Source organism: Pseudomonas oligotrophica, from assembly GCF_021726475.1.
GTDB lineage: Bacteria > Pseudomonadota > Gammaproteobacteria > Pseudomonadales > Pseudomonadaceae > Stutzerimonas > Stutzerimonas oligotrophica.
In genome coordinates, this window is sequence record NZ_JAKJRU010000004.1 from 325,605 (window position 1) to 352,090 (window position 26,486).

General features: G+C 69.9%; 24 protein-coding genes. 18 read left to right on the top strand and 6 right to left on the bottom strand.

What is annotated here, in order from left to right; translation table 11 throughout:
- Positions 1-145: 145 nt before the first annotated feature.
- The 4 genes from L3N39_RS10785 to L3N39_RS10800 form a co-directional block, all read right to left on the bottom strand.
- Positions 146-1,333 carry a porin gene (locus L3N39_RS10785; RefSeq protein ID WP_237257331.1) on the bottom strand — a complete coding sequence of 396 codons (1,188 nt, stop codon included), beginning with the start codon at positions 1,331-1,333 and terminating at the stop codon, positions 146-148.
- A gap of 276 nt (positions 1,334-1,609) precedes the next feature.
- The gene (gene pqqF, locus L3N39_RS10790; protein WP_237257332.1) at positions 1,610-4,111 is read right to left on the bottom strand and encodes a pyrroloquinoline quinone biosynthesis protein PqqF; all 2,502 of its coding nucleotides are present in this window, start codon (positions 4,109-4,111) and stop codon (positions 1,610-1,612) included.
- 85 nt (positions 4,112-4,196) lie between these two features.
- A complete protein-coding gene (locus L3N39_RS10795) occupies positions 4,197-5,147 on the bottom strand; it encodes a MerR family transcriptional regulator (protein WP_237257333.1) in 951 nt (316 codons plus the stop codon).
- Positions 5,148-5,211: 64 nt separating this feature from the next.
- The gene (locus L3N39_RS10800; protein WP_237257334.1) at positions 5,212-5,529 is read right to left on the bottom strand and encodes a DUF6482 family protein; all 318 of its coding nucleotides are present in this window, start codon (positions 5,527-5,529) and stop codon (positions 5,212-5,214) included.
- Between the two features lie 182 nt (positions 5,530-5,711).
- Here L3N39_RS10800 and folE point away from each other — a divergent pair, with 182 nt between their 5' ends.
- The 7 genes from folE to L3N39_RS10835 all read left to right on the top strand — a co-directional run bounded on the left by folE (position 5,712) and on the right by L3N39_RS10835 (position 11,440).
- Entirely contained in the window at positions 5,712-6,275 is a 564-nt protein-coding gene (gene folE / locus L3N39_RS10805) for a GTP cyclohydrolase I FolE (protein WP_237257335.1), read from the top strand.
- Positions 6,272-6,643, top strand: coding sequence for a dihydroneopterin triphosphate 2'-epimerase (gene folX / locus L3N39_RS10810; protein WP_237257336.1), 372 nt, complete (start codon positions 6,272-6,274; stop codon positions 6,641-6,643). Before folE ends, folX begins: the two co-directional genes overlap by 4 nt.
- A gap of 64 nt (positions 6,644-6,707) precedes the next feature.
- A complete protein-coding gene (locus L3N39_RS10815) occupies positions 6,708-7,172 on the top strand; it encodes a chalcone isomerase family protein (protein WP_237257423.1) in 465 nt (154 codons plus the stop codon).
- The gene (locus L3N39_RS10820; protein ID WP_237257337.1) at positions 7,169-8,404 is read left to right on the top strand and encodes an MFS transporter; all 1,236 of its coding nucleotides are present in this window, start codon (positions 7,169-7,171) and stop codon (positions 8,402-8,404) included. The genes L3N39_RS10815 and L3N39_RS10820 overlap by 4 nt, the downstream gene beginning before the upstream one ends.
- A complete protein-coding gene (locus tag L3N39_RS10825) occupies positions 8,401-8,922 on the top strand; it encodes a DUF3833 domain-containing protein (RefSeq protein WP_237257338.1) in 522 nt (173 codons plus the stop codon). Before L3N39_RS10820 ends, L3N39_RS10825 begins: the two co-directional genes overlap by 4 nt.
- Positions 8,923-8,999: 77 nt before the next feature.
- Positions 9,000-9,446: a PAS domain-containing protein gene (locus L3N39_RS10830; protein WP_237257339.1), complete on the top strand. Its 447-nt coding sequence runs from the start codon at positions 9,000-9,002 to the stop codon at positions 9,444-9,446.
- 101 nt (positions 9,447-9,547) lie between these two features.
- Positions 9,548-11,440: a diguanylate cyclase domain-containing protein gene (locus L3N39_RS10835; protein ID WP_237257340.1), complete on the top strand. Its 1,893-nt coding sequence runs from the start codon at positions 9,548-9,550 to the stop codon at positions 11,438-11,440.
- Here the strand turns inward: L3N39_RS10835 and hemH are convergent.
- Positions 11,428-12,453, bottom strand: a complete 1,026-nt coding sequence (gene hemH, locus L3N39_RS10840) for a ferrochelatase (protein ID WP_237257341.1) — start codon at positions 12,451-12,453, stop codon at positions 11,428-11,430. The two genes, L3N39_RS10835 and hemH, sit on opposite strands and share 13 nt — an antisense overlap.
- A 57-nt stretch (positions 12,454-12,510) precedes the next feature.
- Entirely contained in the window at positions 12,511-13,437 is a 927-nt protein-coding gene (locus tag L3N39_RS10845; RefSeq protein ID WP_237257342.1) for a TIGR01777 family oxidoreductase, read from the bottom strand.
- Between the two features lie 298 nt (positions 13,438-13,735).
- Between L3N39_RS10845 and L3N39_RS10850 the strand changes: the two genes are divergently transcribed.
- From L3N39_RS10850 to nirD, 11 genes are all read left to right on the top strand, one after another.
- Entirely contained in the window at positions 13,736-14,689 is a 954-nt protein-coding gene (locus tag L3N39_RS10850; RefSeq protein ID WP_237257343.1) for a DUF523 and DUF1722 domain-containing protein, read from the top strand.
- A 2-nt stretch (positions 14,690-14,691) separates the two neighbouring features.
- Positions 14,692-15,624 carry a MerR family transcriptional regulator gene (locus L3N39_RS10855; protein ID WP_237257344.1) on the top strand — a complete coding sequence of 311 codons (933 nt, stop codon included), beginning with the start codon at positions 14,692-14,694 and terminating at the stop codon, positions 15,622-15,624.
- Positions 15,621-17,048: a deoxyribodipyrimidine photo-lyase gene (gene phrB, locus L3N39_RS10860; RefSeq protein ID WP_237257345.1), complete on the top strand. Its 1,428-nt coding sequence runs from the start codon at positions 15,621-15,623 to the stop codon at positions 17,046-17,048. Before L3N39_RS10855 ends, phrB begins: the two co-directional genes overlap by 4 nt.
- Positions 17,045-17,473 carry a nuclear transport factor 2 family protein gene (locus L3N39_RS10865; RefSeq protein WP_237257346.1) on the top strand — a complete coding sequence of 143 codons (429 nt, stop codon included), beginning with the start codon at positions 17,045-17,047 and terminating at the stop codon, positions 17,471-17,473. The genes phrB and L3N39_RS10865 overlap by 4 nt, the downstream gene beginning before the upstream one ends.
- Complete coding sequence (locus L3N39_RS10870) at positions 17,470-18,228, top strand: SDR family NAD(P)-dependent oxidoreductase (RefSeq protein WP_237257347.1); 759 nt, start codon at positions 17,470-17,472, stop codon at positions 18,226-18,228. The genes L3N39_RS10865 and L3N39_RS10870 overlap by 4 nt, the downstream gene beginning before the upstream one ends.
- 6 nt (positions 18,229-18,234) lie before the next feature.
- Entirely contained in the window at positions 18,235-19,482 is a 1,248-nt protein-coding gene (locus L3N39_RS10875; protein ID WP_237257348.1) for an NAD(P)/FAD-dependent oxidoreductase, read from the top strand.
- Complete coding sequence (locus L3N39_RS10880) at positions 19,479-20,288, top strand: DUF1365 domain-containing protein (protein ID WP_237257349.1); 810 nt, start codon at positions 19,479-19,481, stop codon at positions 20,286-20,288. Before L3N39_RS10875 ends, L3N39_RS10880 begins: the two co-directional genes overlap by 4 nt.
- The gene (locus L3N39_RS10885) at positions 20,275-21,567 is read left to right on the top strand and encodes an SAM-dependent methyltransferase (protein WP_237257350.1); all 1,293 of its coding nucleotides are present in this window, start codon (positions 20,275-20,277) and stop codon (positions 21,565-21,567) included. The genes L3N39_RS10880 and L3N39_RS10885 overlap by 14 nt, the downstream gene beginning before the upstream one ends.
- Before the next feature lie 16 nt (positions 21,568-21,583).
- Positions 21,584-23,080 carry a methyl-accepting chemotaxis protein gene (locus L3N39_RS10890; protein ID WP_237257351.1) on the top strand — a complete coding sequence of 499 codons (1,497 nt, stop codon included), beginning with the start codon at positions 21,584-21,586 and terminating at the stop codon, positions 23,078-23,080.
- Positions 23,081-23,473: 393 nt separating this feature from the next.
- Positions 23,474-26,029 (top strand): nitrite reductase large subunit NirB, encoded by a 2,556-nt coding sequence (nirB, locus tag L3N39_RS10895; RefSeq protein WP_348983397.1) that lies wholly within the window; start codon positions 23,474-23,476, stop codon positions 26,027-26,029.
- Position 26,030: 1 nt separating this feature from the next.
- On the top strand, positions 26,031-26,417 hold the full coding sequence (nirD, locus tag L3N39_RS10900; protein ID WP_237257352.1) for a nitrite reductase small subunit NirD: 387 nt from the start codon (positions 26,031-26,033) through the stop codon (positions 26,415-26,417).
- Positions 26,418-26,486 lie beyond the last annotated feature (69 nt).

A 26,486-nucleotide genomic window follows, 5' to 3' on the forward strand; every position in this document is an offset into this window, starting at 1 on the left:
GACCGTGCATATGCAAGAAGGCCGGCCCTTGCGGGGCCGGCCTGGTGTTTCGGGGCGTGGTGCGTCGGTCGCCGACGGGCCACTGCACGCAACGGATGGGTCGGCCTACGGCTCGTGCCTCATCCGCGCCCCGCGCCTGTCGGGCTCAGAAGCTCAGCGCAGCACCGATGGCGAAGGTGCGGGTCTCTTCGTCGAAGGCGTCGGTGTCCTTGCCTTCGATCTCGACCTGGTTCAGCTCGGCAACCAGCTTCAGGTTGTCGTTGACGTCATGGAACAGCGCGATGCCGCGGGTCTCGTAGTCGGCGGCGGTGCCCAGGCCGTTGCCGTCGTCCTTGGTCTTGCCGTAGGACAGCGCGACGCGGTTCTTGCCGAAGCGGTAGGAGCCCTGCAGCAGGTAGCCGTCGCTGTCCACTTCGCGCAGCTGCGCCTCGCCGGCGTTGTTGGTGTAGAAGGGGTTGATACCCTCGGCCTGGAAGCCGGAGGCGGTCAGCGACAGGTTACCCATCTTGGCCTGCACGCCGTAGCCGACGCCCTTGGAATCGACCTCTTCGACGGTGCTGTCGGTGTTGTCCGAGCTCTGCTGCATACCGTTGACCCAGGTGTAGAACTGGGTGCCGCCGAGGTCGAACTGGTAGGTGATCTCGGTCTCGAAGCGCGGCGCTTCCTGATAGGCCTTGTCCAGCGCCGAGCTGGCGTCATCGGTGGTGTCCACCGGGTCCATGATGCCGGCGGCGATGCGCAGGCCGTTCATCACCGGAGAGCGGTAGGTGATCTGCGAGGTCGGGAACGGGTACGGGTAGCCGGTACCGATGTTGCCGAAGGACACGCCGCCGAAGTCGACCAGACCGAGGGTGTCGCTGACCTGGCCATAGCCGGTGAGCATCTCGTCGAGCAGGATGTTGGAGCGGGCGAACAGGCCGAAGTCCTTACCGAACAGCACCTCGCCCCACTCGGCGCCGGCAGCGGTGCCGTAGAACTGACGCACGTCGATGGCGGTGGCGGTGCCGTTGGTGTCGCTGTCGTTGATCGTCACCCAGAACGAGGAACGGCCGCCCAGCTTGAGGTCGCCGACCTGCTTGCCGAAGTTGAAGCCGATGTAGTTGGGCAGGAAGCCCATCTTCACCCGCGACTGGTCGCGATCGAACTGCTCCCCGGCTCGGTCGATATCGCTGTTGACGTAGAAGGTGTTGAAGTAGCCGTCGGTGGAGAAGGTCATGTCGTTCTGGTCGTACAGCACGATCTCGGCCAGGGCAGTCTGGCTGATCGACATGGCGACGGCACTGGCCAGGGCCAGCGGGAGGAGTGTTCTGGTGGCTTTGTTGTTCTTGTGCATGGCGCTCTCCGCTTATGGACGACGTAGGGTCGTTGTCGGAGGCGATTATCGAAACGGGTTCTGCCCTGCCATACGCTGCGATGGCGGCGTTTGGCTAGTACTTTGGGCGGGTAACCGGGAGCAGCCCGAAAGCGCGTCCAGGCCTCGTCCGGCAGGAGGTGCGCGGTATTAGGCCAAAGGGCTGCCGTGAGCGCGCCAGGGGCATGCCAGGGCCTAGCGCGCAGCGCAGCCGGCCACCACGCGAGGCGTGATGGCGACTGGCAACAGAAGGAAATTTCAGAATGCTGCGGCGGCGTTGCTCGCGACCTGCCAGCAGCCGCGCGCGCCGCGCAGGTGCTGCAGCTGGGCAGCCAGTTCGGCGGCATCCAGGGTGACCATCGCCTCGGCCACCTGCTGCGGATGGTCCAGGCCAACCCCGGCCAGGCAGGCCTGCCAGAGCTGTTCGGCGCGGCGGCGCAACTGGCCGGCCGGCAGCCGGTGCGCGGCAGCAGCCTCGGCGATCTGCACGGACTGCTCGGCCAGCAGGCCGGGCAGGCGCTCGGCGAAGTCGGCAAGGAAGGTCTCGATGTGCGCCACGATGGCGGCGGCCGAGGCCTCGGGCGACTGCACCACGAAGACCACCCCGGCATGCTCGCCGAACTGGCGGAACCCGCAGAATACCGCGTAGCCCAGCTGCAGTTCGCTGCGCAGGCGACGGAAGAACGGTGCCTCCATCAAGCGGGCGAGCAGGCGCCAGGCGGCTTCGGTGCGCGGCCGACGGCTGGGCAGCGGGCAGAACAGCACCACTGCCGTTTCGCTGCCTGCGCCGCCAAGTGTCCACCAGTGCGGCGCGGCCAGGGGCGCCACCGGCACATCCAGTGCATTGGCGCCGGCCGGGCGGCCGGGTGCATCGGCCAGGGCCTCGCCCAGCAGCCCGCGATGTGCGTCCGCCAGGCCGATGGCCAGGGCATCCCACTGCGCGCCCCGCCAGGTGTCGCCCAGCGTACAGTCGCCCGCGGGATTCGCCTCGCCGCCCAGCAGCCGCGACAGCCGGCCAAGCAGCTGGCGGACCAGCAGTTGCTGGCCGTCGAGCTCGTACGCCCTGCCCGCCTGCGCCTGCCCCTCGGCCAGCACGGCGGGCGGCAACTGGCCCAGGTGCGGCAGCAGGTCCGCCGCAATCTGCGGCAGCACCGGCGCATAACCGACCAGCGCCAGGCTCCAGCTGCTGCCGAAGTCCTCGAACGCCAGGTCGACGCCCGCCTGGCACGCCGCCCAGCGCGCATCGCGCAGCCCGGCCTGCAGCGCGGCGCCCAGCGCGAATGCCGGCACCCGGGGGAAACGCCAGCGCAGGTAGAGGGCACCCTGCTGCAGCGGATCGTCCTGCTCGGGCTGCAGCCAGCGCACCGCCGGCAGCGACGCCGCCACCAGCGGATGCCGGGCCGCTGCCTCCTGCAGCCAGGGATTGCGCGCCGGCAGTTGCCAGTCCGGCTGCGGGCCCGGGGCGCGCGGCAGCGGCTCATCGGCCAGGCGCAAGCTGAAGCCGGCGCTGGCGAGCGCCTCGCCGGGCCGCGGGTCGGCGCTCAGCAGCGCCGGGGCGGTGGCCTGCATCTGCCGCAGCAGCGTCGCGAGGGCCTGCTGCACCTCGGCGGCGTCGCGTTGCGGCGACCAGGCATCCGGCTCGATCCAGTAGCGCAGGCGGCTCAGCGGGTCCATGCCGGTCAGGCCGCGCTGGCGCACGCGCCGGTACTCGTCCCACACCGGTGCCGCACCGGCCACGCCGGCGAAGAAGTCCAGCCAGCCGCTGACCAGACCGACCACCCGCGCGCGCTCGGCCTGCCCACGTTCGCTGAGCGGCAGGTCGACTACCAGCACGCCTTGGCGCGGGTGCCAGTAAGGCACGCGCAGCGCCAGCGCCTCGCACCAGCCGCCTTCGCGCAGGCGCGCCAGCAGGCCGTGCGCGGCCTCGCTGGCCAGCCAGCAGCCGAGCAGGTCCAGCGCCGCCCCGGCGCCAGCCAGCAGATCGTCGAGGGCATAGGCCATGAGCAGGCGCGGTCGCTCGCCGGCCAGCTCCAGGTGGCGGCTCCAGCCGGGCTGGAACTGCAGTCGCGGCGGCGCAGCGTGCACGCCCTGCCCCGTCGGGAAGCGGCACTGCGGCGCCTCGAGCAGCGCCTGCAGGTCGTCGCGCTGCAGCGGCGCGGCCACCAGCAGCTGCGCCGCACCGCCGTGATAGAAGCGTCGGTGATAGCCGGTCAGCGCGGCCTGGAAGTCCGCCGACTCCACCGTCAGGGTGTCGCGGTTGCCGGCATGGAAGCCGCCGAACGGATGCGGCTCGGCCAGCGCCGTGCCAAGCGCGGCGTCGCAGAGGGTTTCGCTGTCGCGGTTGCGGGCGAGGAATTCGGCCTGCAGCACTTCGCGTTCGCGCAGCTGCGCATCGACCGCCAGCAGCGGGCGGGCCAGCATGTCGAGCAGGCGCTTGAGACCTTCGGCGAACTCGGCTGGCTGCACCTGGAAGAAGAAGTCGGTGTGGCGCTCGCGGGTGGAGGCGTTGAGCTGCCCGCCGCAGCCCTGGACGAAGGCCATCAGCCCGTCATCCACCGCGTAGCCCTGGCTGCCGAGAAACAGCAGGTGTTCGAGAAAGTGCGCCAGCCCCGGGTACTCGGCCGGCGCGTCGTGGGCACCGCCGGCCACGCGCACCAGTGCCGCGGCCTGGCTGCCGGGCGGCAGGCTGAGCAGGCCGACGCGCAGACCATCGCGGGTGACGAAGAATTCCGGTGCGGCGGTCGGATCGAACGGCTTCATGGCAAGCGCCTGGATATGCGATGGCGCCAGCATCCCAAGCCTGCGCTTGCCAGGCAATGCTGCTTGCGCAGGAGACGGGTGCCGCTCAGGTATCCAGCTGGCCGGCGAGAAACTGCAGCAGGCGGCGCTGCATCAGCGGGCCGCTGTTGCCGAGGCAGGCGATCGCGGTGCGCCTGAGGGCGTCCTGGCCGAGTTCGGCGGCTTCGCCGGCCAGGGCCACCGGGCAGTTGACCGACAAGGCGACCTTGCCGAACTGGCGCACCTGCGCCTCGCCCGGCGGCAGGTTGGCGACCAGCACCAGCGCCTGCGGCCGGACCTTGTCGCAGACCAGTGCCAGCTCGTCCAGCGGTTGGCCGAACGGCAGCACGCTGACCGCGAGGTTGTCGTTGCCCAGCAGCACGCCGGTAACCAGCAGCTCCAGTTCGCGACACTGGCCGGGCACCGCCGCGACCAGCACCCGCGGGCGCCCGGGGATACGCCCCAGTTGCAGGCGCTGCAGGGTGCGTGCGCGCAGGAAGGCGTCGAGCAACAGCCATTCGCTGGTGCGGCCGTAACCGTCCTGGTTCAGCAGCAGCGCCTGCCACACCGGCAGCAGGACGTCCTGGAACACGGTCGCCAGCGGATAGGTGGAAAAGATCTGGCCGTAGAGCTGGTCCAGGCGGGCTTCGTCGAAATCGGCCACCGCGGCGCGGACCTGGCCCTGCCACTCGGCCCAGTCGCCGCCGGACACCTCGGCCAGGCTCGGTGCCTGCGGTTCCTGGCGCTCGGCGTTGCGCGCGAGGATGCCGCCGACCTTGCTCACCGCCACGCCGCGCTCGGTCCAGGCGAGGATGTTGCGGACCGCCTCGATGTCGGCATGCGAATAAAGACGGTGACCGCTCTCGGTGCGGGTCGGCTGGATCAGCCCGTAGCGCCGCTCCCAGGCGCGCAGCGTGACCGGGTTGATGCCGGTCAGCCGGCATACTTCACGGATCGGAAAGAGTTCTTCCTGCCCCGCCTCGCTGGCGGGGATGGACGCGCCGGTGGTCTCGGTCATAAGCGGCTCGCGCGCTGAAAAATGCCGGCATTGTAGCGCAGCAATCGACGGCCGGCCGGCCGGGTCAGTCGCCCAGCGGCATGCGCAACCCGGGGATCGCGCCCATCACCTGCGGCCGGCCGATCATCTCGTCATGGCTGACCGGCTGGCGCCAGTAGACTTCGCGTACGCCGCAATGGCGCAGCGCCTGCTTCAGGCTCGCCTGGTCACGCCAGAGCGCCTGCCCCTGATCGTCGACGAAGGCCGAGCGCCGGCCGCTGTGCTCGATCACCCAGGCGCCGTAGCCGCAACAGCGCAGGCTCTGCACCTCGACTTCCAGCACCCGCGAATGACGCAACGCTCGGCGCAGGTCGCTGCGGTTCATCTTGTTGGCGCTTGCCACGGTAATTCCTGTACAGAAAGTAGGTACTTGTACATCGCGTCATCTCCTGCGATTGCGCGGCTGGCGGCGTTCGGCGGGGAAAAGCTGTACAGCAATCCTATCGCAAGGCAAATATTCTTGTACATGCTCAAGATTGCGTATAAGTTTTTGCCGAGACAACCGCACACCATCAGGGAAGCGTCATGGACACACTCTCGAATCACTACCGCGACATCCTCCAGGGCCTCGGCGAAGACCCGCAGCGCGAGGGCCTGCGCGATACGCCGCAGCGCGCCGCCAAGGCCATGCGCTACCTGTGCAACGGCTACGCCACGAGCCTGGAGGAAGTCGTCAACGGCGCGCTGTTCGCCTCGGACAATGACGAGATGGTCATCGTCAAGGACATCGAGCTGTACTCGCTGTGCGAGCACCACCTGCTGCCCTTCGTCGGCCGCGCGCACGTGGCCTACATCCCCACCGGCAAGGTGCTGGGCCTGTCGAAGGTGGCGCGCATCGTCGAGATGTACGCCCGGCGCCTGCAGATCCAGGAGAACCTGACCCGGCAGATCGCCGAGGCCGTGCAGGAGGTCACCGGGGCCGCCGGCGTGGCGGTGGTCATCGAGGCCCGCCACATGTGCATGATGATGCGCGGCGTGGAGAAGCAGAACTCGGTGATGAACACCTCGGTGATGCTTGGCGCCTTCCGCCAGTCGTGCAACACGCGCATGGAGTTCCTCCAGCTGATCGGCCGGGAGCAGCGCCGATGAGCCGCCTGGAACCCGGCCTGGCGCGGATCAGGGTCAAGGACCTGCGCCTGCGCACCTACATCGGCATCAACGACGACGAGATCCGCAACCGCCAGGACGTGGTGGTCAACGTCACCGTTCACTACCCCGCCGGGGCGGCAGTGGCCGGCAACGACATCCAGCAGGCGCTGAACTACCGCACCATCACCAAGGCGCTGATCGGCCACGTCGAGGGCAACCGCTTCGCCCTGCTCGAACGCCTGACCCAGGAATTGCTCGACCTGGTCATGGCGCACCCGGATGTGTGTCACGCCGAGGTCGAGGTCGACAAGCCGCACGCCCTGCGCTTCGCCGACTCGGTGTCGGTGAGCCTCGCGGCGCATCGCTGAGGCGCCGGTGAACGCCCGCGCGCTGTCTTGCGTACTCGCCCTGGGGCTCTGCCTGACGAGCGGCATGGCCGCGGCCAGCTGGCGGCAGGCACTGCCGGAGGCGCGCCTGCAGGGTGCCGGCGAGATGCGCTTTCTCGGCCTGCGCATCTACAGCGCGCAGCTGTGGAGCCAGGCGCCGCTGGCCGCGCCCGGGCAGCCCTTCGCGCTGGAGCTCATCTACCACCGAAGCATCAGCCGCCAGGCGCTGGTGCGCACCAGCCTGGAGGAGATCACCCGGCTCGCCGGCGAGCTGGCCCCCGAACGCCGTGCACGCTGGGAGCGCGAGATGCGCCTGGCCTTCGTCGATGTCGAGCCGGGCCGGCGCATCGCCGGGCTCTATCTGCCCGGCACGGGCGCGCGTTTCTATGTCGACGAGCGCCTGCGGCACGAAATCCGCGACCCGGCCTTCGCCGAGGCCTTCTTCGCCATCTGGCTCGACCCGCGCACCCGCGCGCCGGACCTGCGCCGGCAGTTGCTGGGGCTGCCATGAGCCCGGCCGCCCTCGCCTGCTATGGCGCCCTTGGCCTGCCGCTGGCCATGGCCATGCTGCCGGTCTACGTGCTGGTGCCGAACTTCTATGCCGCCGAGCTGGGGCTCGGGCTGGGCCTGACCGGCCTGGTGCTGTTCGCCGCGCGGCTGGTCGATACGCTGCAGGATCCCTGGTTCGGCCGGCTGATCGACCGCAGCGGCGCACGCGGCTGGCAGCGCATCCTGGTGCTGGGCGCCGCCGGCCTGGCCCTGGCCATGGCTGGCCTGCTGGCACCGCCAGCGCTGGCCGGTGCCGGCCTGGCCGCCTGGCTGGCCTCGATGCTGGTGCTCACCTACAGCCTGCACAGCCTGGTCAACATCACCTACCTGGCCTGGGGTGCGCGCCTGAGCGACGAGCCGCGCGGCCGCACCCGCGTCGCCGCCTGGCGTGAAGGTGCCGGGCTGCTCGGCGTGGTGCTGGCCAGCCTGTTGCCCAGCCTGCTTTCCGCGCCGCTGGGCATGCCCGGCGCGCTGGCAGTCTTCGCGCTGGCCTTTGCCGTGCTGCTGCTCGCCACCATGGCGCTGCTGCTGCGCGGCGCGCCGGCGCCACGCCGCGTGCCAGCCGAGCCGGCCCATGGCTGGCGCCAGCCGCTGCGCAACCCGGCGTTTCGCCAGCTGGCCCTGGTGTTCCTCGGCAATGCGATCGCGGTGGCGATCCCGGCGACCCTGGCGCTGTTCTTCATCGCCGACTATCTCGCGCTGAAGCCGCTGGCCGGGCTGTTCCTGGCGCTGTATTTCGTCGCCGGTGCATTGGGGCTGCCGCTGTGGAGCCGCCTCGCCGACCGCCTGGGCAAGGTACGCGCCTGGCGCCTGGGCATGCTGGCGGCGTGTGCCGCGTTCGTCTGGGCCGCATTTCTCGAACCCGGCGCGGCGCTGGCCTACGCCGCGGTGTGCCTGCTCAGCGGCCTGGCACTGGGCGCCGACCTGGCCCTGCCACCGGCGCTGCTGGCCGATGTCATTGCGCCCGAGGAACGCGGTTCGACGGCCGCCTACTTCGGCATCTGGAGCCTGTTGGCCAAGCTCGCCCTGGCGCTGGCAGGTCTCGCCCTGCCGCTGCTGGCCGTGCTGGGCTACACCCCGGGCGCGCCCGCCGACTGGCGGCTGGCGCTGGTCTACGCCGCGCTGCCCTGCGCGCTGAAGTTGGGCGCGGCCTTCCACCTGTCCCTTCTGCTTCGTCGAGGAACGCTTGCATGAAAAGACTTGTCTTGCTCGCCTGCCTGCTGCTGGCCAGCTGCAGCAACGTCGAGGTCGGCGACTACCGCGACCAGGAGCCCCGGCTCGACCTGCGCCAGTACTTCAACGGCCGGGTCGACGCCTGGGGCATGTTCCAGAAACGCTCGGGCGAAGTGGTCAAGCGCTTCCACGTGCGCATCGACGGTTCGCTGGACGGCGACAAGCTGATCCTCGACGAGCATTTCAGCTACAGCGACGGCAGCACCCAGCGCCGCGTCTGGACGCTGCGCCCCGACGGCGACAACCGCTGGCGCGGCAGCGCGGCCGATGTGGTCGGCGAGGCCGAGGGCGAGGTGGCCGGCAATGCGCTGCGCTGGCGCTATGTGCTGGAGCTGCCGGTCGATGGCCGCGTCTACCGGGTGCACTTCGACGACTGGATGTACCTGCTCGACGAACGCACCATGGCCAACCGTTCGTTCATGACCAAGTTCGGCGTCGAGCTGGGCCAGGTCACGCTGTTCTTCCGCAAGGCGCAGTGAGCGGCTGGCGGCGGGCCTTCCGCCGCCGCTGCAATGGACTAGAATGCCGCCACACGCTCCTCGGGACCTGCACGAAAATGATCAACGCCAAACTGCTGCAACTGGTTGTGGAAGCCTCCAACGACGGCATCGTGGTTGCCGAGCAGGAAGGCGAGGACAACATCCTCATCTACGCCAACCCGGCCTTCGAGCGGCTGACCGGCTATTCGGTCGACGACATCCTCTACCAGGATTGCCGCTTCCTGCAGGACGGCGACCGCGACCAGCCGGGGCTCGCGGCCATTCGCGAGGCGGTGCGCAACAACCGGCCGTGCCGCGAGGTGATCCGCAACTACCGCAAGGACGGCAGCGTGTTCTGGAACGAGCTGTCGATCACCCCGGTGTTCAACGAGGCCGACCAGCTGACCTATTTCATCGGCATCCAGAAGAACGTCAGCGCTGAGATGGAAGCGCTGCAGCGTGTGCGCGAACTGGAGGCGGAAAACGCCCGCCTGCGAGCCGAACTGCAGGCGCTGCGCAACTGATCTCGACGCTTCCTCCATGTCACTGCTTGTACATACCAGGGCGGGTATGCTGCAGTATCAATAGGCCATCAAGGCCGTCCCACCCTGCCGAGGCGTGAGCGATGACCCAGTCGCTGATTGTCAATGCCCTCCTCCTGCTCGCCCTGTGCTGGCTGCTGACCTTCAGCCTGCGCCAGCTCGCCCACAGCAAGCCGCGGCTGGTGCAACTGGTGATGGGCCTGTGCTTCGGCGGCGCCTGCATCATCGGCATGCTGATGCCGGTCACCCTGCACGACGGCCTGTTCTTCGACGGGCGCTCGGCGGTGCTGAGCATGGCGGCGCTGTTCGGCGGCCCGTTGCCGGCGCTGGTGGCAGGCGCGCTGGCAGCGGGCTTTCGCCTCTGGCTCGGCGGCGTCGGCACCCAGACCGGCCTGCTGGCCATCCTCATTCCGATTCTGCTCGGCCTTCTGCTGCGCCGTGCCCACCTGCCGCTGCGCTTTCTGCCGTTGCTCGGCGCCGGCCTGCTGATCCACCTGCCGGTGGTCGGCGTGCAGATGCTGCTGCCGCGCGAGCTCAACCTGCTGGTGCTGGAGACCGTCGCCCTGCCGATGCTGGTGGTGCTGCCGCTGGCCACTGCCCTGCTCGGCGTCCTGCTCAACGACCTGGCCGAGCGAGCGCGCACCGAGCAGGCGCTCAGGGACAGCTCCGCGCGGCTGCGCGCCATCACCCAGGCCATGCCCGACCTGCTGCTGGTGCTCGACGAGGACGGCCGCTACCTGGACGTGCTTACCGCCGACAGCCGGCTGCTCTACAAGAACACCGACCAGCTCGTGGGCCGGCTGCTGCACCAGGTGCTGCCGGCCGAGGATGCCGACCGCTTCCTCGCCTTCATCCGCCAGACGCTGGACAGCCCCACTCCGCAGGTCATCCAGTACGCCTTGCCGACGACCGATGGCGTGCGCATGTTCGAAGGCCGCGCCCAGCGCCTGGACATCCGCACCCAGGGCAAGCGCGCGGTGGTCTGGAGCAGCCGCGACATCACCGAGCGTCACCTGGCCGAGCAGGAACGGCGCATCGCGGCGATCGCCTTCGATTCGCAGCAGGGCATGATCATCACCGATGCCCAGGCGCGCATCGTGCGGGTCAACCGTGCCTTCCTCGCGCTGAGCGGCTTTACCGCCGAGGAACTGCTCGGCCAGCCGGCCTCGCTGCTCGCCTCCGGGCGGCATGAGCGGACCTTCTTTCTCGATATGTGGCGGCAGATCGCCGAGACCGGCTCGTGGGAAGGCGAGATCTGGAACCGCCGGCGCAACGGCCAGATCCGCCCCGATTGGCAGACCATCACCGCCGTGCTCGACGAGGCCGGACGCATCACCCACTACGTCGCCACGGTCACCGACATCACCCAGCGCAAGCTCGACGAGGAGCGCATCCACCAGCTGGCCTTCTACGACCCACTGACCCGCCTGCCCAACCGGCGCCTGTTCCTCGACCGGCTGGAGCACGCCCTGAGCGTCAGCGAGCGCAACCGGCACTGCGGCGCGGTGATGTTCATCGACCTGGACAACTTCAAGCAGATCAACGACGTCCACGGCCACAAGGCTGGCGATCGGTTCCTGCAGCTGGCCGCCGAGCGGCTGCAGGCCTCGGTGCGCAGCAGCGACACCGTGGCGCGCATGGGCGGCGACGAATTCGTGGTGATCCTCGAAGACCTCGGCCAGGCGCCGGCCGAGGCCGTGAGCCTGGCGCTGGGCGTGGGCGAGAAGCTGCTCGACAGCCTGGCCGAGCCCTACCCGCTGGGCGAGGCCAGCGTGCGCAGCAGCGCGAGCATCGGCGTGGCCCTGTTCCGCGGCCAGGAATCGGGGGTGGAAGAGCTGATCAACCGTGCCGACCGCTCCATGTATGCCGCCAAGAGCGACGGCAAGAACGCCCTGCGCCTGTGCGAGCTCGACGCCGAGGCGTTCATCGACGCAGCCACGCTGGCCGAGCAACCGGGACCGACTCAGATCTCCTGAGGCGCGCGCCGGCACAGCGCGGCCAGCGCCTGCACCCAGGCCTCGTGGGTGTTCAGGCAAGGCACCAGCACCAGCTCCTGGCCGCCGGCCTCGATGAACTGCTCGCGCGCACGGTCGCCGATTTCCTCCAGCGTCTCGATGCAGTCGGCGACGAACGCCGGGCACATCACCAGCAGCTTCTTCACGCCCTGCGCCGCCAGTTCGTCGACCCGCGCCTCGGTATAGGGCTCGATCCACTTGGCCCGGCCCAGGCGCGACTGGAACGACACCGACCAGCTGCCTGCGGCGAGCCCGGCGCGCTCGGCGAAGCGCTCGGCGCTGCGCAGGCACTGGGCGCGATAGCAGTGCGCGAGCACCTCGCCTTCGGCACGCTGGCAGCAGTCGTCTCCCTTGAGGCAGTGGCTGCCGCTCGGGTCGCTCTTGTGCAGGTGGCGTTCGGGCAGCCCATGGAAGCTCAGCAGCAGGTGATCGAAGCCGCCATCCAGGTGCTCGCGGGCGCTGGCCACCAGGGCGTCGAGGTATTCGGGCTGGTCATAGAACGGCTGCAGGACCGACAGCTGCAGCTTCAGCCCGCGCTGGCGGATCACCCGCCGCGCTTCGTCGATGGCCGTGGTGGTGGTGCTGTCGGCGAACTGCGGGTACAGCGGTGCGAAGGTGACCTGGCGGATGCCCTGGTCGGCCAGGCGCAGCAGCGCGCTTTCGATCGACGGCTCGCCGTAGCGCATGGCCAGCTCCACCGGGCCCTGCGGCCAGTGCGGGCGGATCGCCTCCTGCAGGCGACGGCTGAGCACCACCAGCGGCGAGCCCTCCGGCCACCAGATCGAGGCATAGGCATGCGCCGACTGCTCCGGGCGCTTGACGAGGATCAGCGAGACCAGCAGGCGGCGCAGCGGCCAGGGCAGATCGACCACGTAGGGATCCATGAGGAACTGGTTGAGGTAGCGGCGCACATCCGCCACCTGCGTGGACGCGGGCGAGCCCAGGTTGACCAACAACAACGCCTGCTCTGTCATTACGTGATTCCTGACTACCAAACCGTTCGAGCGCCGCATCCGCGCGGCGCGCCATTGTCACACATGCCGCAGCCGCTGGCCCCGCGGGTGAGCCAGCAGGTCGGCCAGCGCCGCGTCCAGGTCGGTGAAGCGGAAGCGATAGCCCTCCGCCTCCAGGCGCCTGGGCAGCGCATGCTGGCCACCGAGCAGCAGCTCGGCCATCTCGCCCAGGCCCAGCTTCAGCGCGAACGCCGGGGCCGGCAGCAGCGCCGGGCGATGCAGCACCCGGCCCAGGGCGCGGGCGAAGTCGCCGTTGCGCACCGGTGCCGGCGCGCACGCATTGTACGGGCCGCTGGCCTGCGCCTGGCAGAGAAGAAAATCAATCGCGCCGATTTCGTCGTCGATATGCACCCAGGGCATCCACTGCCGGCCGTTGCCGGTCGGCCCGCCCAGGCCCAGGCGAAACAACGGCAGCAGGCGCTGCAGGAAGCCGCCCTCGTTGGCCAGCACCAGGCCGGTGCGCACCCTGGCCACCCGGATGCCCAGCGCCTCGGCCTCGCAGGCGGCGTCTTCCCAGGCGCCGCAGAGCTGGCTGGCGAAGTCGCCGGTCACCGGCTGACTCTGCTCGTCGAGCAGGTGCTCGCCGCCGTTGCCGTACCAGCCGACCGCCGAGCCGGAAATCAGCACGGCGGGGCGCTGCTCGCGGCTGGCCAGCCAGTCCACCAGTTGCTCGGTCAGCTGGATCCGGCTGTTCCACAAGAGGCGCCGGCGGGCCTTGGTCCAGGGTCGGTCGGCGATCGGTGCGCCGGCCAGGTTGACCACCGCATCGAGCGGCTCGTGGCTGATCTCTTCCAGCGCGCCGATGCCGCGAACCTCCGCGCCACAGAGCTCGGCGACACGCGCTGGCGTGCGGCTCCAGACGGTCAGGCGGTGGCCGCGGGCGAGCCAGTGCCGGCACAGGGCACGCCCGATCAGGCCGGTGCCGCCGGTGAGCAGAATGTGCATGGTGCGTCCTCCTCTGTGCGCCGCAGCGCGGAGTCTGTCTTTGTCAAGAATAGGCCTGTACAACAATTTCAGATGTATAGCCCGTCGATGCGCGCGGTGTGCCCTGCGAAACCGGCGACCACAGGGTGCGCGTGCACAAAGCGAAGGCCGCGTTGCGCCATGCCAAAGCCCACCGATGGCTGATGCTGCGCCTGGATGCAATCTTGTACAAGAATCTTGACTTGTACAACTGGAGTTTTATGATTCGCTCAAAGTTGTACAGCAAAGCTGATCTGTACAGATTCTTTCGGAGGCCGCCATGTCCAGCTGCAAACCCAAGATCGGTATCAGTGCCTGCCTGCTCGGCCAACCGGTGCGCTTCAACGGTGGCCACAAGGAGTCGCGACTGTGCAGCCAGGCCCTGGCCGAGCACTTCCAGCTGCTGCCGGTGTGCCCGGAGGTCGCCATCGGCCTGGGCGTACCGCGCGAAGCCATTCGCCTGGTCGGCGAGCCCGACGCACCGCGCGCGGTGGGCAGCCGCCGCCCGGAGCTCGACGTCACCGAGCAACTGGCCGCCTACGGCCGCCAGGTCGCTGCCGAGCTGGGCGACATCAGCGGTTTCATCCTCATGCAGAAGTCGCCGTCCTGCGGCATGGAGCGGGTCAAGGTCTACGGGGCGAACGGCTACAGCCAGCCCGGCGGCGGCAGCGGCATCTTCGCCCGCGCGCTGATGCAGGCGCGCCCCGACCTGCCGGTCGAGGAAGACGGCCGGCTGAGCGACCCGGTGCTGCGCGAAAACTTCCTGACCCGCGTCTGCGCCTATGCCGAATGGCAGGCACTGCGCGCCGAAGGCCTCACCGCCGGGGCCATCGTCGAGTTCCACGCCCGCTACAAGTACCAGCTGATGGCCAACAACCCGCCGCAGTACAAGGCGCTCGGGCGGCTGGTCTCCGAGATCGGTCGCCAGCCCCTCGAGCCCTTCGCCGCGGCCTACTTCAGCCAGCTGATGCAGGCGCTGAAGAAGACCGCCACCCGCGGCACCCACAGCAACGTGCTGCAGCACATCAGCGGCTACCTCAAGCACGCACTCAACGCCGAGGATCGCCAGGAGATGCGCCGGCTGATCGACCAGTATCGCGCCGGCATCGTCCCGCTGGTGGTGCCGCTGACCCTGCTCAAGCACCACCTGCGACGCCACCCGCAGCGCTACATCGCGCGCCAGGCCTACCTGCAGCCGCACCCGGAAACCCTCAGCCTGCGCAACGGAATCTGACCATGGACCAGACGAGCGACATGTCGCTGCGCCCGGGCAGCGACGGCTGGCTGCCGATCCGCGAGGTGGCGCGCCAGACTGGCGTCAACCCGGTCACCCTGCGCGCCTGGGAGCGCCGCTACGGGCTGATCGTGCCGCTGCGCACCGGCAAGGGCCACCGCCTGTACAGCGCCGAGCATGTGCAGCGCATCCGCGACATCCTCGCCTGGCTCAACCGCGGCGTGGCGGTCGGGCAGATCAAGCAGCTGCTCGAGCGCCAGCAATCGGTCGAGCAGATAGAGCCGAACCCCTGGCGCGAATTGCGCGAGCAGATGCTCGCTGCCGTCGAGCGCCTCAGCGAGCGCCAGCTCGACGATGCCTTCAACCGGGCACTGACCGTCTACCCGCCGCGCACGCTCTGCCAGCACCTGCTGCTGCCGCTGCGCGACGCCCTGGCCGCGCGCTGGCAGGGCCAGTTCGGCGCCGCGCTGGAACAGGTGCTGTTCGAGAGCTGGCTGCGCAACAAGGTCGCCATGCGCCTGTACCACAGCAATCGCCAGCAGGCCGGCGCGCCGCTGCTGTGCGCCAGCCTCGGCGCGCAGCCGGTGGACCTGGGCCTGTGGCTCAGCGCCTGGCTGGCCTCGGCGAGCGCGCCGGTGGAGGTGGTCGAGCGCAGCGTGCCGCTCGCCGAGCTGGGCCTGGCGCTCGAGCGCCTGCAACCGCGTGCCCTGCTGCTGCATGCCGAGCACGGCCTGGACAAGGACTGCCTGCAACGCCAGTTGCCGCGCCTGGCCCGGCAGCTCGACGCCGGCCTGCTGCTGGTCGGCCCGGCGGTGCTGCTGCAGCGCGCCGAACTCACCAGGCAAGGGCTGCTGCTCGCCGAGGGGCCGCTGCAGGCCCTGGAAAAGCTGGCCCTCGCCGGCCTGCTGGCAACCGACCCGGAGCAACGGCCATGAACCAGCTGATCTGGCTGCGCAGCGACCTGCGCGTGAACGACAACACCGCCCTGGCCGCCGCCATGGAGGCCGGGCCGACCGTCGCGCTGTTCGTGCTGACCCCGCAACAGTGGCAGGCCCACGACGACGCCCCGTGCAAGGTGGATTTCTGGCTGCGCAACCTGGCCGAGCTGTCCCGCGCGCTGGGCGAGCTGAACGTGCCGCTGCTGATCCGCCAGGCCGCGGACTGGCAGGCCGTGCCCGCGCTCATGGCCACGCTGTGCCGCGAGCTGCGCATCGATTGTGTGCGGGTCAATGACGAGTACGGGGTCAACGAAACGCGCCGTGATGCCGCGGTGGCCGCGCGCCTGCAGGGCATCGGCGTCGCCTGGCGGCATCACCTCGACCAGCTGCTGTTCGCGCCGGGCACGCTGCTCAGCCAGTCCGGCGGCTACTTCAAGGTCTTCAGCCAGTTCCGCAAGACTGCCCTGGCGCGGCTGGCGCCGGCGCTGCCGCCGTGCGTGCCGCGTCCCGCCGCGCAGGCACCGCTGGCCATCGCCGCCGACCCGGTGCCGAGCACCGTCGAGCCGTTCGCGCCGCCGGCCGAGACGCTGCGCGCGCTCTGGCCGGCCGGCGAGGCCCACGCCCTGGCGCGCCTGGACCGCTTCGCCGACGAGCGCCTGCGCGACTACGACCGGCTGCGCGACCTGCCCGCCGAGGCAGGCACCAGCCAGCTGTCGCCCTACCTGGCCGCGGGGGTGGTCTCGGTGCGCCAGTGCCTGCACGCGGTGCTCAGCCACAACCACGGTGAACTCGACAGCGGCAACCCCGGCGCCGTGGTCTGGCTCAACGAGCTGCTCTGGCGCGAGTTCTACAAGCACATCCTGGTGGGCTTCCCGCACGTCGGCATGGGCCGCGCGTTCCGCCGCGACACCGAGGCCCTGCCCTGGCGCCACGCACCGGACGAGCTGGCCGCCTGGCAGCAGGGCCGCACCGGCTACCCGCTGGTCGACGCGGCGATGCGCCAGCTGCTGGCCACCGGCTGGATGCACAACCGCCTGCGCATGGTCTGCGCGATGTTCCTCAGCAAGAACCTGCTGATCGACTGGCGCGAAGGCGAGCGCTGGTTCATGCGCCACCTGATCGACGGCGACCTGGCGGCCAACAACGGCGGCTGGCAGTGGAGCGCCTCGACCGGCACCGATGCGGTGCCCTACTTCCGCCTGTTCAATCCGGTCAGCCAGTCACGCCGCTTCGACCCCGACGGCCGCTTCCTGCGCCGGTGGCTGCCGGAGCTCGCCGCCCTGGACAACCGCCAGATCCACGAGCCTGCCAGCGCCGGCGGGCTGTTCGCACCGGCGTGCTATCCGCGCCCGCTGCTCGACCTGGGCATGAGCCGGGCGCGCGTGCTGGAGGCGTTCCGCAACCTGGAGGCGATCGCATGAGCGGCTTTCTCGAGCGCTTCGCCGAGGAGTTCGCGCGCCTCGAGGCCGACAACCTTGGACGCCTGGGCGAGCTGTACAGCGCCGACGTGCATTTCAGCGACCCGCTGCACGAGGTCTGGGGCCTGGAAGCGCTCGAGCGCTATTTCGCCCAGCTCTACGGCAACGTGAAGGCGCTGGAGTTCGAGTTCTTCGCCTTCGACCAGGTCCGCGAGGGCCAGGGCTACCTGCGCTGGCTGATGACCTACGAGCATCCGCGACTCAATGGCGGCAAGCCGGTCAGCCTGGAGGGCTGCAGCCTGTTGCGCTGGGGGCTGGACGGCAAGGTGGTGCGCCATCAGGACTACTTCGATGCCGGCGCCCTGCTCTACCAGCACCTGCCTCTGATGGGCCCGGCGATCCGCTGGCTGCGCCGGAGGCTGGCATGAGCCGGCGCATCTGGCTGACCGGCGCCAGCAGCGGCATCGGCCACGCCCTGGCCGAGGGCCTGCTCGCCGGCGGCCAGCGCCTGGCCCTGTCGGCGCGCCGCGAGGCGCCGCTGCAGGCCCTCGCAGCGCGCTACCCGCAGCAGGTACTGGTGCTGCCGGGTGACCTGACCGAGCCACAGACGGTCGCCGCGCTGGCCGCCGAGATCGGCCGGTGCTGGGGCGCGCTGGACGGCGTGATCCTCAACGCCGGCACCTGCGAGTACCTCGAGGCCGGGCGTTTCGAGGCGGCGCTGGTCGAGCGCGTGGTGCAGGCCAACCTGCTGGCGCCGGCCCGCTGCATCGAGGCCGCGCTGCCGCTGCTGCGCCGGGGCGTGCGCCCGCATCTGGTCGGCGTCGGCAGCGCGGTGACCTGGCTGGCGCTGCCGCGCGCCGGGGCCTACGGCGCCTCCAAGGCGGGCTTGCGCTACCTACTGCAATCGCTGCGCCTGGACCTGGCCGCCGAGGGCATCGACGTCAGCCTGGTCAGCCCCGGCTTCGTCGACACCCCGCTGACCCGGCGCAACGACTTTCCCATGCCCATGCGCTGGCCGGTGGAGCGCGCCGCCGCATACATCCTCGCGCGCCTGGAGCGGCGCCCGCTGGAGATCGCCTTCCCGGCGCCCTTCATCGCCGCGCTGCACCTGCTTTCGCTTCTGCCCGCAAGGCTGCAGTTCGCCATCGGCCGCCGGCTGGCGCGGCCCGACCATCAGGGATAGACAGACATGAAGATCGCCATCATCGGCAGCGGGATTTCCGGCCTGGCCTGCGCCTACCTGCTCGCCCGCCGGCACGACGTGAGCGTTTTCGAGGCCGAAAGCTGGATCGGCGGGCACACCCACACCGTCCCGGTCGAGCTCGCCGGCCGCCAGTACCGGATCGATACCGGTTTCATCGTGTTCAACGACCGGACCTACCCCAACTTCATCCGCCTGCTCGAACAGCTCGGCGTGGCCTACCGGCCGACCGAAATGAGCTTCTCGGTGAGCGACCCGGCCAGCGGCGTCGAGTACAACGGGCACAACCTCAACACCCTGTTCGCCCAGCGCCGCAACCTGCTGTCGCCGGCCTTCCTCGGCATGCTGCAGGACCTGCTGCGGTTCAACCGCGAGGCGCTCGAGGACCTGGCCCACGGGCGCATTGGCCGGCACGTCACGCTCGGCGACTACCTCGAGGTCGGGCGCTACGGGCAGCGCTTCATCGAGCACTACATCGTGCCGATGGGCGCGGCGATCTGGTCCATGTCGCTCAAGGACATGCTGGCCTTCCCGCTGGAGTTCTTCGTGCGCTTCTTCCGCAACCACGGCCTGCTCACGGTGAACGACCGGCCGCAGTGGTACGTGGTCGAGGGCGGCTCCAGCGCCTACATCGCGCCGCTGACGCAAGGCTTCGCCGAGCGCATCCGCCTCAACTGCCCGGTGTTCGAGGTCCAGCGCGACGCCGCAGGCGTGACTGTCAACAGCGCGCTGGGCAGCGAGCGCTTCGACAAGGTGGTGTTCGCCTGCCACAGCGACCAGGCGCTGGCCCTGCTCGCCCGGCCCGACGAGCAGGAGCGCTCGGTGCTCGGCGCGATCGGCTATGCCGAGAACGACGTGGTGCTGCACACCGACACCCGCCTGCTGCCACGCCGCCGGCTGGCCTGGGCGAGCTGGAACTACCGCCTCGGCGGGCCGATCCAGCAGCCGGCGGCGGTGACCTACAACATGAACATCCTGCAGGGCATCGAGGCGCCGGAGACCTTCTGCGTCAGCCTCAACCAGACCGAGGCCATCGACCCGCAACGCATCCTCGCGCGCTTTCGCTACGCGCACCCGCAGTACAGCCTCGCCGCGCTGGCGGCGCAGGCCCGGGTCGACGAGCTGCAGGGCCGCCAGCACAGCTACTTCTGCGGCGCCTACTGGGCCAACGGCTTCCACGAGGACGGCGTGGTCAGCGCGCTGCGCGTCGCCCGCGCCTTCGGAGAGCAGCTGTGAGCGGCGCCCTCGTCCACAGCGCGCTCTACAGCGGCTGGATCCGCCACCGGCGCTTCGCCCCGCGCGGCCATGAGTTTCGCTACCGCATCGGCCTGCTCTACCTGGACCTGGCCGAGCAGCGCATGCTGGCCGACCTCGCACCGCTGGCCAGGCGGCTGTCGGCGTTCCGCTTCCGCGAGACCGACTACCTGCCCGCCTACACGCGCAACGGCATGCGCCTGGCCGATGCGGTTCGCCAGTGCGTGGCCGAGGCGCTCGGCCAGTGCCCCGATGGCGCGGTGCGGGTGCTGACCCAGCCGCGCAGCTGGGGGCTGTCGTTCAACCCGGTGAGCTTCTTCTATTGCTTCGACCGTGACGAGCAGTTGCGCGCGGTGCTCTGCGAAGTCAGCAACACACCCTGGCGCGAGCGCTACCACTACGTGCTGCCGGCCAGCCAGGGGCGCAACCTGCGCTGCAGCGTGGCCAAGACCTTCCACGTCTCGCCGTTCCTGCCGCGCGAACTGGAATACCGCATGCGTTTCAACGTCCCCGGCCCGCGCCTGGCGGTGCACATGGAGGACTGGCAGGGCGAGCGCAAGCTGTTCGACGCGACCCTGGGCCTCGAGCGCCAGGCGCTGGATCGCCTCGCCCTGCACCGGCACCTGCTGGCCTTTCCCTGGATGGCCGGCAAGACCCTCGCCGGCATCTACTGGCAGGCGCTGCGCCTGCTGCTCAAGCGTGTCCCGCTGTTCGACCACGCCGCTGCGGTCGGCAGCTACGGCGTCGCCCTCCCGCAACCTGGAGAACCCCGCGATGAAAAGCTCTAGCCTGAGCATCAAGCAGCGGCCGCTGGCCGGCGCCGGCCTGGCCGCCGGCATGCTGCGGCGCATCGTCATCAACCAGCTGTCGCGCCTGCGCCACGGCGAGCTGAGCCTGCTCGACGGCGACCAGTGCCTGACCTTCGGCCAGCCGGGCCACCCGCTGCAGGCGCAGATCCAGGTGCGCGACGCCCAGCTCTGGGGGCTGATCGCCAGCAACGGCTCGATCGGCGCCGGCGAAGCCTACGTGCTGGGCTACTGGAGCAGCCCGGAGCTGACCGCCGTGGTACGCCTGTTCGTCGCCAACCTCGAGGTGCTCGATGGCATCGAACGCGGCCTGGCGCTGTTCGGCCAGCCGGTGGTGCAGGTCCTGCACTGGCTCAACCGCAACACCCGCAGCGGCTCGCGGCGCAACATTGCGGCGCACTACGACCTGGGCAACGACCTGTTCGAGCGCATGCTCGACCGCACCATGATGTACTCGGCGGCGATGTTCGAAGGCCCCGACGACAGCCTCGAGCAGGCCCAGCTGAACAAGCTCGAGCGCATCTGCCGCAAGCTCGAGCTGCGCGCCGACGACCACCTGCTGGAGATCGGCACCGGCTGGGGCAGCATGGCGATCTACGCCGCGGTGCATTATGGCTGCCGGGTCACCACCACCACCCTTTCGCGCGAGCAGTACGCCTACACCGAGCGGCGCATCGCCGAGCAGGGCCTGCAGGATCGCATCACCCTGCTGCTCGAGGACTACCGCGACCTCGACGGGCAGTACGACAAGCTGGTCTCCATCGAGATGATCGAGGCGGTCGGGCATCGCTTCCTGCCGCAGTACTTCCGCCAGTGCGCACGGCTGCTCAAGCCCGACGGGCTGATGCTGCTGCAGGCCATCACCATCCGCGACCAGCGCTACGAGCGCGCCCGGCGCAGCGTCGACTTCATCCAGCGCTACATCTTCCCCGGCGGCGCGCTGCCCTCGGTGCAGCGGATGCTCGATCTGGCGACCGGCGAGACGGACATGAACCTGGTGCACATGGAGGACTTCGGCCTGCACTACGCGCGCACCTTGCGCCTGTGGCACGACAACCTGCGCCGCGCCCGCGGCGAGCTGCATGCACTGGGTTACGACGAGCAGTTCTACCGGCTCTGGGAGTTCTACCTGTGCTACTGCGAGGGCGGTTTCCTGGAACGTGCCATCGGCACCGCCCAGTTGCTGCTGGCCAAGCCCGCGGCACGACCGGCCGTGCCGGGTCCAGCAACCGACCACCAGCCGTGCCGACAGGCCTGCTGACCGCTCCGGAGGTTCCATGAGCAGTACCCGCAACAGCCTGCACGCGCACTACCTGCAAGCCGACCGCATCATGCTCGGCGTTCTCTGGCTGCTGCTGGCCTTCGCCCTGGGCCTGGCCGCGCTCAACGGCGGCTGGGGCCAGGCACTGGTGGTCGGCGGGCTGACGCTGGCCGCCGCCAGCGCCCTGCGCGCACTGGTCCCCGGCCAGCGGCTGCTGCGCTGCGTGATCGGCGCGGCCTTCATGGTCATGGCGGGGCTGCACATCAACCTGGCCCACGGCATGCTGGAGATGCACTTCGGCATCTTCGTGCTGCTGGCCTTCCTGGTCTATTACCGCGACTGGCTGCCGATCGTGGTCGCCGCGGCGACCATTGCGGTCCATCACCTGGCGTTCTACGCCCTGGCCCGGCAGGGCGCCGCGCTGTACCTGATGCCCAGCGGCAGCTGGGGCACCGTGCTGCTGCACGCCTGCTACGTGGTGGTCGAGAGCGCCATCCTCGTCTACCTGGCGCTGCGCGCTGCCCGCGAAGCGGATGAGGGCCATGCGTTGATGGAAACCGTCGCCGGCATTACCCGCGACGCCGAGGCGCTGGACCTGCGGCTGCGCAGCCGGGGTCGCGGCGCCATCGCCGAACGCTTCAACCGCCTGCTCGAACAGCTCGGCGAACTGCTCGGCACCGTGGTCGGCGACGCACGCCACCTGGGCACCACCGCGGCCCAGCTGAGCCAGGCCACCGCGACCCTGCGCGCCGGCGCCAGCGGCCAGCTCGAGGAAACCGCGCAGATGGCCGAGGCGATGCAGCAGATGAGCCTGGCCATCGATGACGTCGCCGCGCATGCCGACCACGCCGCCCGCGCCGCGGCCGAGGCCAACCGCAAGGCCGCCCAGGGTCGCCAGGCAGTCACCGGCGCGGATGAAGAGATCGCCCTGCTGGCCCGCCATATAGAAGGTACCGACCATACCGTGCAGGGCCTGGCGATCCAGGCCGGCGAGATCGGCCGAGTGCTGGAGGTGATCCGCACCATCGCCGAGCAGACCAACCTGCTGGCGCTCAACGCCGCCATCGAGGCCGCACGTGCCGGCGAGCAGGGCCGTGGCTTCGCCGTGGTCGCCGAGGAGGTGCGCAACCTGGCGCGCAAGACCGCCGCCTCCACCGGCGAGATCCAGGACATCATCGACCGCCTGCAGCAGCAGAGCCGCCAGGCGACCGAGGCCATGCAGGACAGCCGGCGCAGCGTCGAGCGCTGCGTCGAAGGCAGCGCGACGACCACCGGCCTGCTGCAGGCCATCGCCAGCGAGATCGCCGCCATCTCGCAGATGAACGAGCTGATCGCCGCCGCGACCCACGAGCAGAGCGCGGTCTGCGGCACCGTCGCCAGCCACCTGCGCAACGTCCAGCAGGTCGCCGAGCGCAACGCCGACGACGCCGGCCAGCTCGACCGCGAGGCTGGGCAATTGCAGGCGCTGTCCCGGCGCCTGGACGCCCTCGGCAGCCGCTTCGCCCTGTCCTGATCGCCCCCCAATGGGGAGCGGCGGCGCCTGCGCGCACCCTCCTGGGTCACGCCTGCGGCCGTCCCGCTGCGTCGCACCACAGCCATGCTGCGCCAGAGCACCGCCGCCAAAGGCTCTGGCACGGCGTTTTCAGGCCTTTCACCGAGCTGGCGCAAAGCTGGCACGCATAGTGCAAAACCCCGGACAAGGCCTGCCCTGATGCGGCGGGCCGTCCCGGATGGTCAGCGTCGACCATCGAGCCTTAGGGCGGGACCAGGTGCAATCCGGGCAACGGGGCTCGGGCGAATCGACACGAAGAACCTACGAATACCAGGCAAAGGCGCCTGGGGCCGGCAACGGCTCCAGGCGCCTTTTTGCTTTGCGGCCCGGCAAGGCCAGGCGGAGGAAAAGGCTGTGAACTCGATCGTCACCCCGATCAAGCGAGAAACCCTGATCATCGTTGGCAACGGCATGGTCGGCCACCACTGCGTCGAGCAGCTGGTCGAGCGCGGCGCGCTGGCCCACTACCAGGTGCATGTCTACGGCGAGGAGCGCCAGCGCGCCTATGACCGCGTGCACCTGTCCGAATACTTCGGCGGGCGCGATGCCGAGTCGCTGGCCATGTGCACGGCCGACTACTACGCCAGCCACGGCGTGCAGGCCCACCTCGGCGTGCAGGTGCTGGAGATCGACCGCGAGCGCCGCGAAGTGGTCACCAGCGCCGGCCGCCACGCCTACGACCGCTTGGTCCTGGCCACCGGCTCCTACCCCTTCGTGCCGCCGATCGCCGGCGCCGAGGGCAATGCCCGGCTGGTCTACCGCACCCTCGATGACCTCGATGCCATCCGCGCCGCTGCCACCGGTGCCCGCCGCGGCGTGGTGGTCGGCGGCGGCCTGCTCGGCCTGGAAGCGGCCAATGCGCTCAAGTCGCTCGGCCTGGAGGCGCACGTGGTGGAGTTCGCCCCGCGCCTGATGCCGGTCCAGCTCGATGAGCAAGGCGGCGACGCGCTCAAGGCGCGGATCGAGGCGCTGGGCGTCGGCGTGCACCTGTCGCGCGCCACCCAGGAAATCATCGTCGGCGAGGAATACGCCTACCGCATGGCCTTCCAGGATGGCGAGTTCCTCGAGACCGACCTGATCGTGTTTTCCGCCGGCATCCGCCCGCAGGACGCCCTCGGCCGCAGCGCCGGGCTGGAGATCGGCGCCCGCGGCGGCGTGGTGATCGACAACGACTGCCGCACCTCGGACCCGGCGATCTTCGCCATCGGTGAATGCGCCGCCTGGAACGGCAGCGTGTTCGGCCTGGTCGCGCCCGGCTACACCATGGCCCGCACCGTCGCCGCGCAGCTGGCCGGCGAGGCGCACACGCCGTTCACCGGCGCCGACATGTCGACCAAGCTGAAGCTGCTCGGCGTCGACGTCGGCTCGATCGGCGACGCACACGGCGCCACCCCGGGCAGCAAGAGCTATCGCTTCATCGACGAGGCCAGCGCCAGCTACCGCCGGCTGGTGGTCTCGCCGGACGGCAAGACGGTGATCGGCGCCGTGCTGGTCGGCGACAACAGCTACTACGACACCCTGCTGCAATACGCACAGAACGGCATCAAGCTGCCGGCCGAGCCCTCGGGCCTGATCCTCCCGGCCGGCGAAGGCGCACCGGCGCTCGGTGCCGATGCGCTGCCGGACAGCGCGACCATCTGCTCGTGCCACAACGTCACCAAGGGTGCGGTGTGCTGCCAGGTCGATGCCGGCGTCACCGAGCTGGGCGAGCTGAAGGCCGCGACCAAGGCGGCGACCGGCTGCGGCGGCTGCGCGGCGCTGCTCAAGCAAGTCTTCGAGCACGAGCTGGCCGCGCGTGGCGTGACCGTCGACAAGAGCCTGTGCGAACACTTCGCCCATACCCGCCAGGAGCTCTACGGCATCGTCCGCGTCGAGGGCATCCACAGCTTCGACGAGCTGCTGGCCAGGCACGGCCGCGGGCATGTCGGCTGCGACATCTGCAAGCCGGCGGTCGGCTCGATCCTCGCCTCCTGCTGGAACCAGCCGATCACCGATCCGGCGCTGATCCCGCTGCAGGACACCAACGATACCTTCATGGCCAACATGCAGAAGAACGGCACCTACTCGGTGGTGCCGCGCATCCCCGGCGGCGAGATCACGCCCGAGGGGCTGATCGTGATCGGCCAGGTGGCGAAGAAATACGACCTCTACACCAAGATCACCGGCGGCCAGCGCATCGACCTGTTCGGCGCCCAGCTGCACCAGCTGCCGGACATCTGGGCCGAGCTGATCGCCGCCGGCTTCGAGACCGGCCACGCCTACGGCAAGAGCCTGCGCACGGTGAAATCCTGCGTCGGCAGCACCTGGTGCCGCTACGGCGTGCAGGACAGCGTCGGCATGGCCCTGCTGCTGGAGAACCGCTACAAGGGCCTGCGCTCGCCGCACAAGATCAAGTTCGCCGTCTCCGGCTGCACCCGCGAGTGCGCCGAGGCGCAGAGCAAGGACGTCGGCGTGATCGCCACCGACAAGGGCTGGAACCTCTACGTGGCCGGCAACGGCGGCATGCGCCCGCGGCATGCCGAGCTGTTCGCCACCGACCTCGATGACGAGACGCTGATCCGCTACATCGACCGCTTCCTGATGTTCTACGTGCGCACCGCGGACAAGCTGCAGCGCACCTCGGTGTGGCGCGAATCGCTCGAGGGCGGGCTGGACTACCTCAAGGCGGTGGTCATCGACGACAGCCTGGGCCTGGCCGCCGAGCTGGAAAGCCAGATGCAGCACGTCGTCGACACCTACGAGTGCGAGTGGGCCAACGCCATCGGCGATGCCGACAAGCTCAAGCGCTTCCGCACCTTCGTCAACGATGCGCGCCCCGACCCCGACATTCACTTCGTCAAGGAGCGCGGCCAGCGTCGCCCGGCCCGCGCCACCGAACTTCACTTGATCCCCGTCGCCGAGGAGGTTTGACATGAGCCCGATCAACGCAGCCCGTACCCAGACCGCACGTTCCGCAGCCGCCGCCGAGTGGCAGAGCCTGTGTGCCCGCAACGACCTGGTCGCCAACTCCGGCGTGGTCGCCTGGGTCGACGGCCAGCAGGTGGCGCTGTTCCACCTGCCCGACAGCGGGGCCGGCGAGCAGGTGTTCGCCATCGCCAACAAGGACCCCAAGTCCGGCGCCAACGTGATCGGCCGCGGCATCCTCGGGCAGATCAAGGGCGAGCTGGTGATCGCCTCGCCGCTCTACAAGCAGCACTTTCGCCTGGCCGACGGCCGCTGCCTGGAATACCCGGAGCAGCAGTTGAAGGTCTGGCCGGCGCGGATCGCCGGCGACGCCGTGGAGATTGCCGTCAACTGACGCGGTCGAGACCGCTCCCCTCATCCCCTGTGGGAGCGGTCCTTGACCGTGCGCGGCGTCGCGCAGCAG

What these genes read in the sequence shown, in the direction of transcription:
- folX (WP_237257336.1), top strand. Translation starts at nt 6,272, where the DNA reads ATGAGCCGCCTGGAACCCGGCCTGGCGCGGATCAGGGTCAAGGACCTG.
- L3N39_RS10870 (WP_237257347.1), top strand. Translation starts at nt 17,470, where the DNA reads ATGAGCCGGCGCATCTGGCTGACCGGCGCCAGCAGCGGCATCGGCCAC.
- L3N39_RS10795 (WP_237257333.1), bottom strand. Translation starts at nt 5,147, where the DNA reads ATGACCGAGACCACCGGCGCGTCCATCCCCGCCAGCGAGGCGGGGCAG.
- folE (WP_237257335.1), top strand. Translation starts at nt 5,712, where the DNA reads ATGGACACACTCTCGAATCACTACCGCGACATCCTCCAGGGCCTCGGC.
- L3N39_RS10835 (WP_237257340.1), top strand. Translation starts at nt 9,548, where the DNA reads ATGACCCAGTCGCTGATTGTCAATGCCCTCCTCCTGCTCGCCCTGTGC.
- L3N39_RS10785 (WP_237257331.1), bottom strand. Translation starts at nt 1,333, where the DNA reads ATGCACAAGAACAACAAAGCCACCAGAACACTCCTCCCGCTGGCCCTG.
- L3N39_RS10890 (WP_237257351.1), top strand. Translation starts at nt 21,584, where the DNA reads ATGAGCAGTACCCGCAACAGCCTGCACGCGCACTACCTGCAAGCCGAC.
- L3N39_RS10885 (WP_237257350.1), top strand. Translation starts at nt 20,275, where the DNA reads ATGAAAAGCTCTAGCCTGAGCATCAAGCAGCGGCCGCTGGCCGGCGCC.
- L3N39_RS10830 (WP_237257339.1), top strand. Translation starts at nt 9,000, where the DNA reads ATGATCAACGCCAAACTGCTGCAACTGGTTGTGGAAGCCTCCAACGAC.
- L3N39_RS10865 (WP_237257346.1), top strand. Translation starts at nt 17,045, where the DNA reads ATGAGCGGCTTTCTCGAGCGCTTCGCCGAGGAGTTCGCGCGCCTCGAG.
- phrB (WP_237257345.1), top strand. Translation starts at nt 15,621, where the DNA reads ATGAACCAGCTGATCTGGCTGCGCAGCGACCTGCGCGTGAACGACAAC.
- L3N39_RS10855 (WP_237257344.1), top strand. Translation starts at nt 14,692, where the DNA reads ATGGACCAGACGAGCGACATGTCGCTGCGCCCGGGCAGCGACGGCTGG.
- L3N39_RS10850 (WP_237257343.1), top strand. Translation starts at nt 13,736, where the DNA reads ATGTCCAGCTGCAAACCCAAGATCGGTATCAGTGCCTGCCTGCTCGGC.
- pqqF (WP_237257332.1), bottom strand. Translation starts at nt 4,111, where the DNA reads ATGAAGCCGTTCGATCCGACCGCCGCACCGGAATTCTTCGTCACCCGC.
- L3N39_RS10825 (WP_237257338.1), top strand. Translation starts at nt 8,401, where the DNA reads ATGAAAAGACTTGTCTTGCTCGCCTGCCTGCTGCTGGCCAGCTGCAGC.
- nirD (WP_237257352.1), top strand. Translation starts at nt 26,031, where the DNA reads ATGAGCCCGATCAACGCAGCCCGTACCCAGACCGCACGTTCCGCAGCC.
- L3N39_RS10815 (WP_237257423.1), top strand. Translation starts at nt 6,708, where the DNA reads ATGGCCGCGGCCAGCTGGCGGCAGGCACTGCCGGAGGCGCGCCTGCAG.
- L3N39_RS10875 (WP_237257348.1), top strand. Translation starts at nt 18,235, where the DNA reads ATGAAGATCGCCATCATCGGCAGCGGGATTTCCGGCCTGGCCTGCGCC.
- hemH (WP_237257341.1), bottom strand. Translation starts at nt 12,453, where the DNA reads ATGACAGAGCAGGCGTTGTTGTTGGTCAACCTGGGCTCGCCCGCGTCC.
- L3N39_RS10845 (WP_237257342.1), bottom strand. Translation starts at nt 13,437, where the DNA reads ATGCACATTCTGCTCACCGGCGGCACCGGCCTGATCGGGCGTGCCCTG.
- L3N39_RS10820 (WP_237257337.1), top strand. Translation starts at nt 7,169, where the DNA reads ATGAGCCCGGCCGCCCTCGCCTGCTATGGCGCCCTTGGCCTGCCGCTG.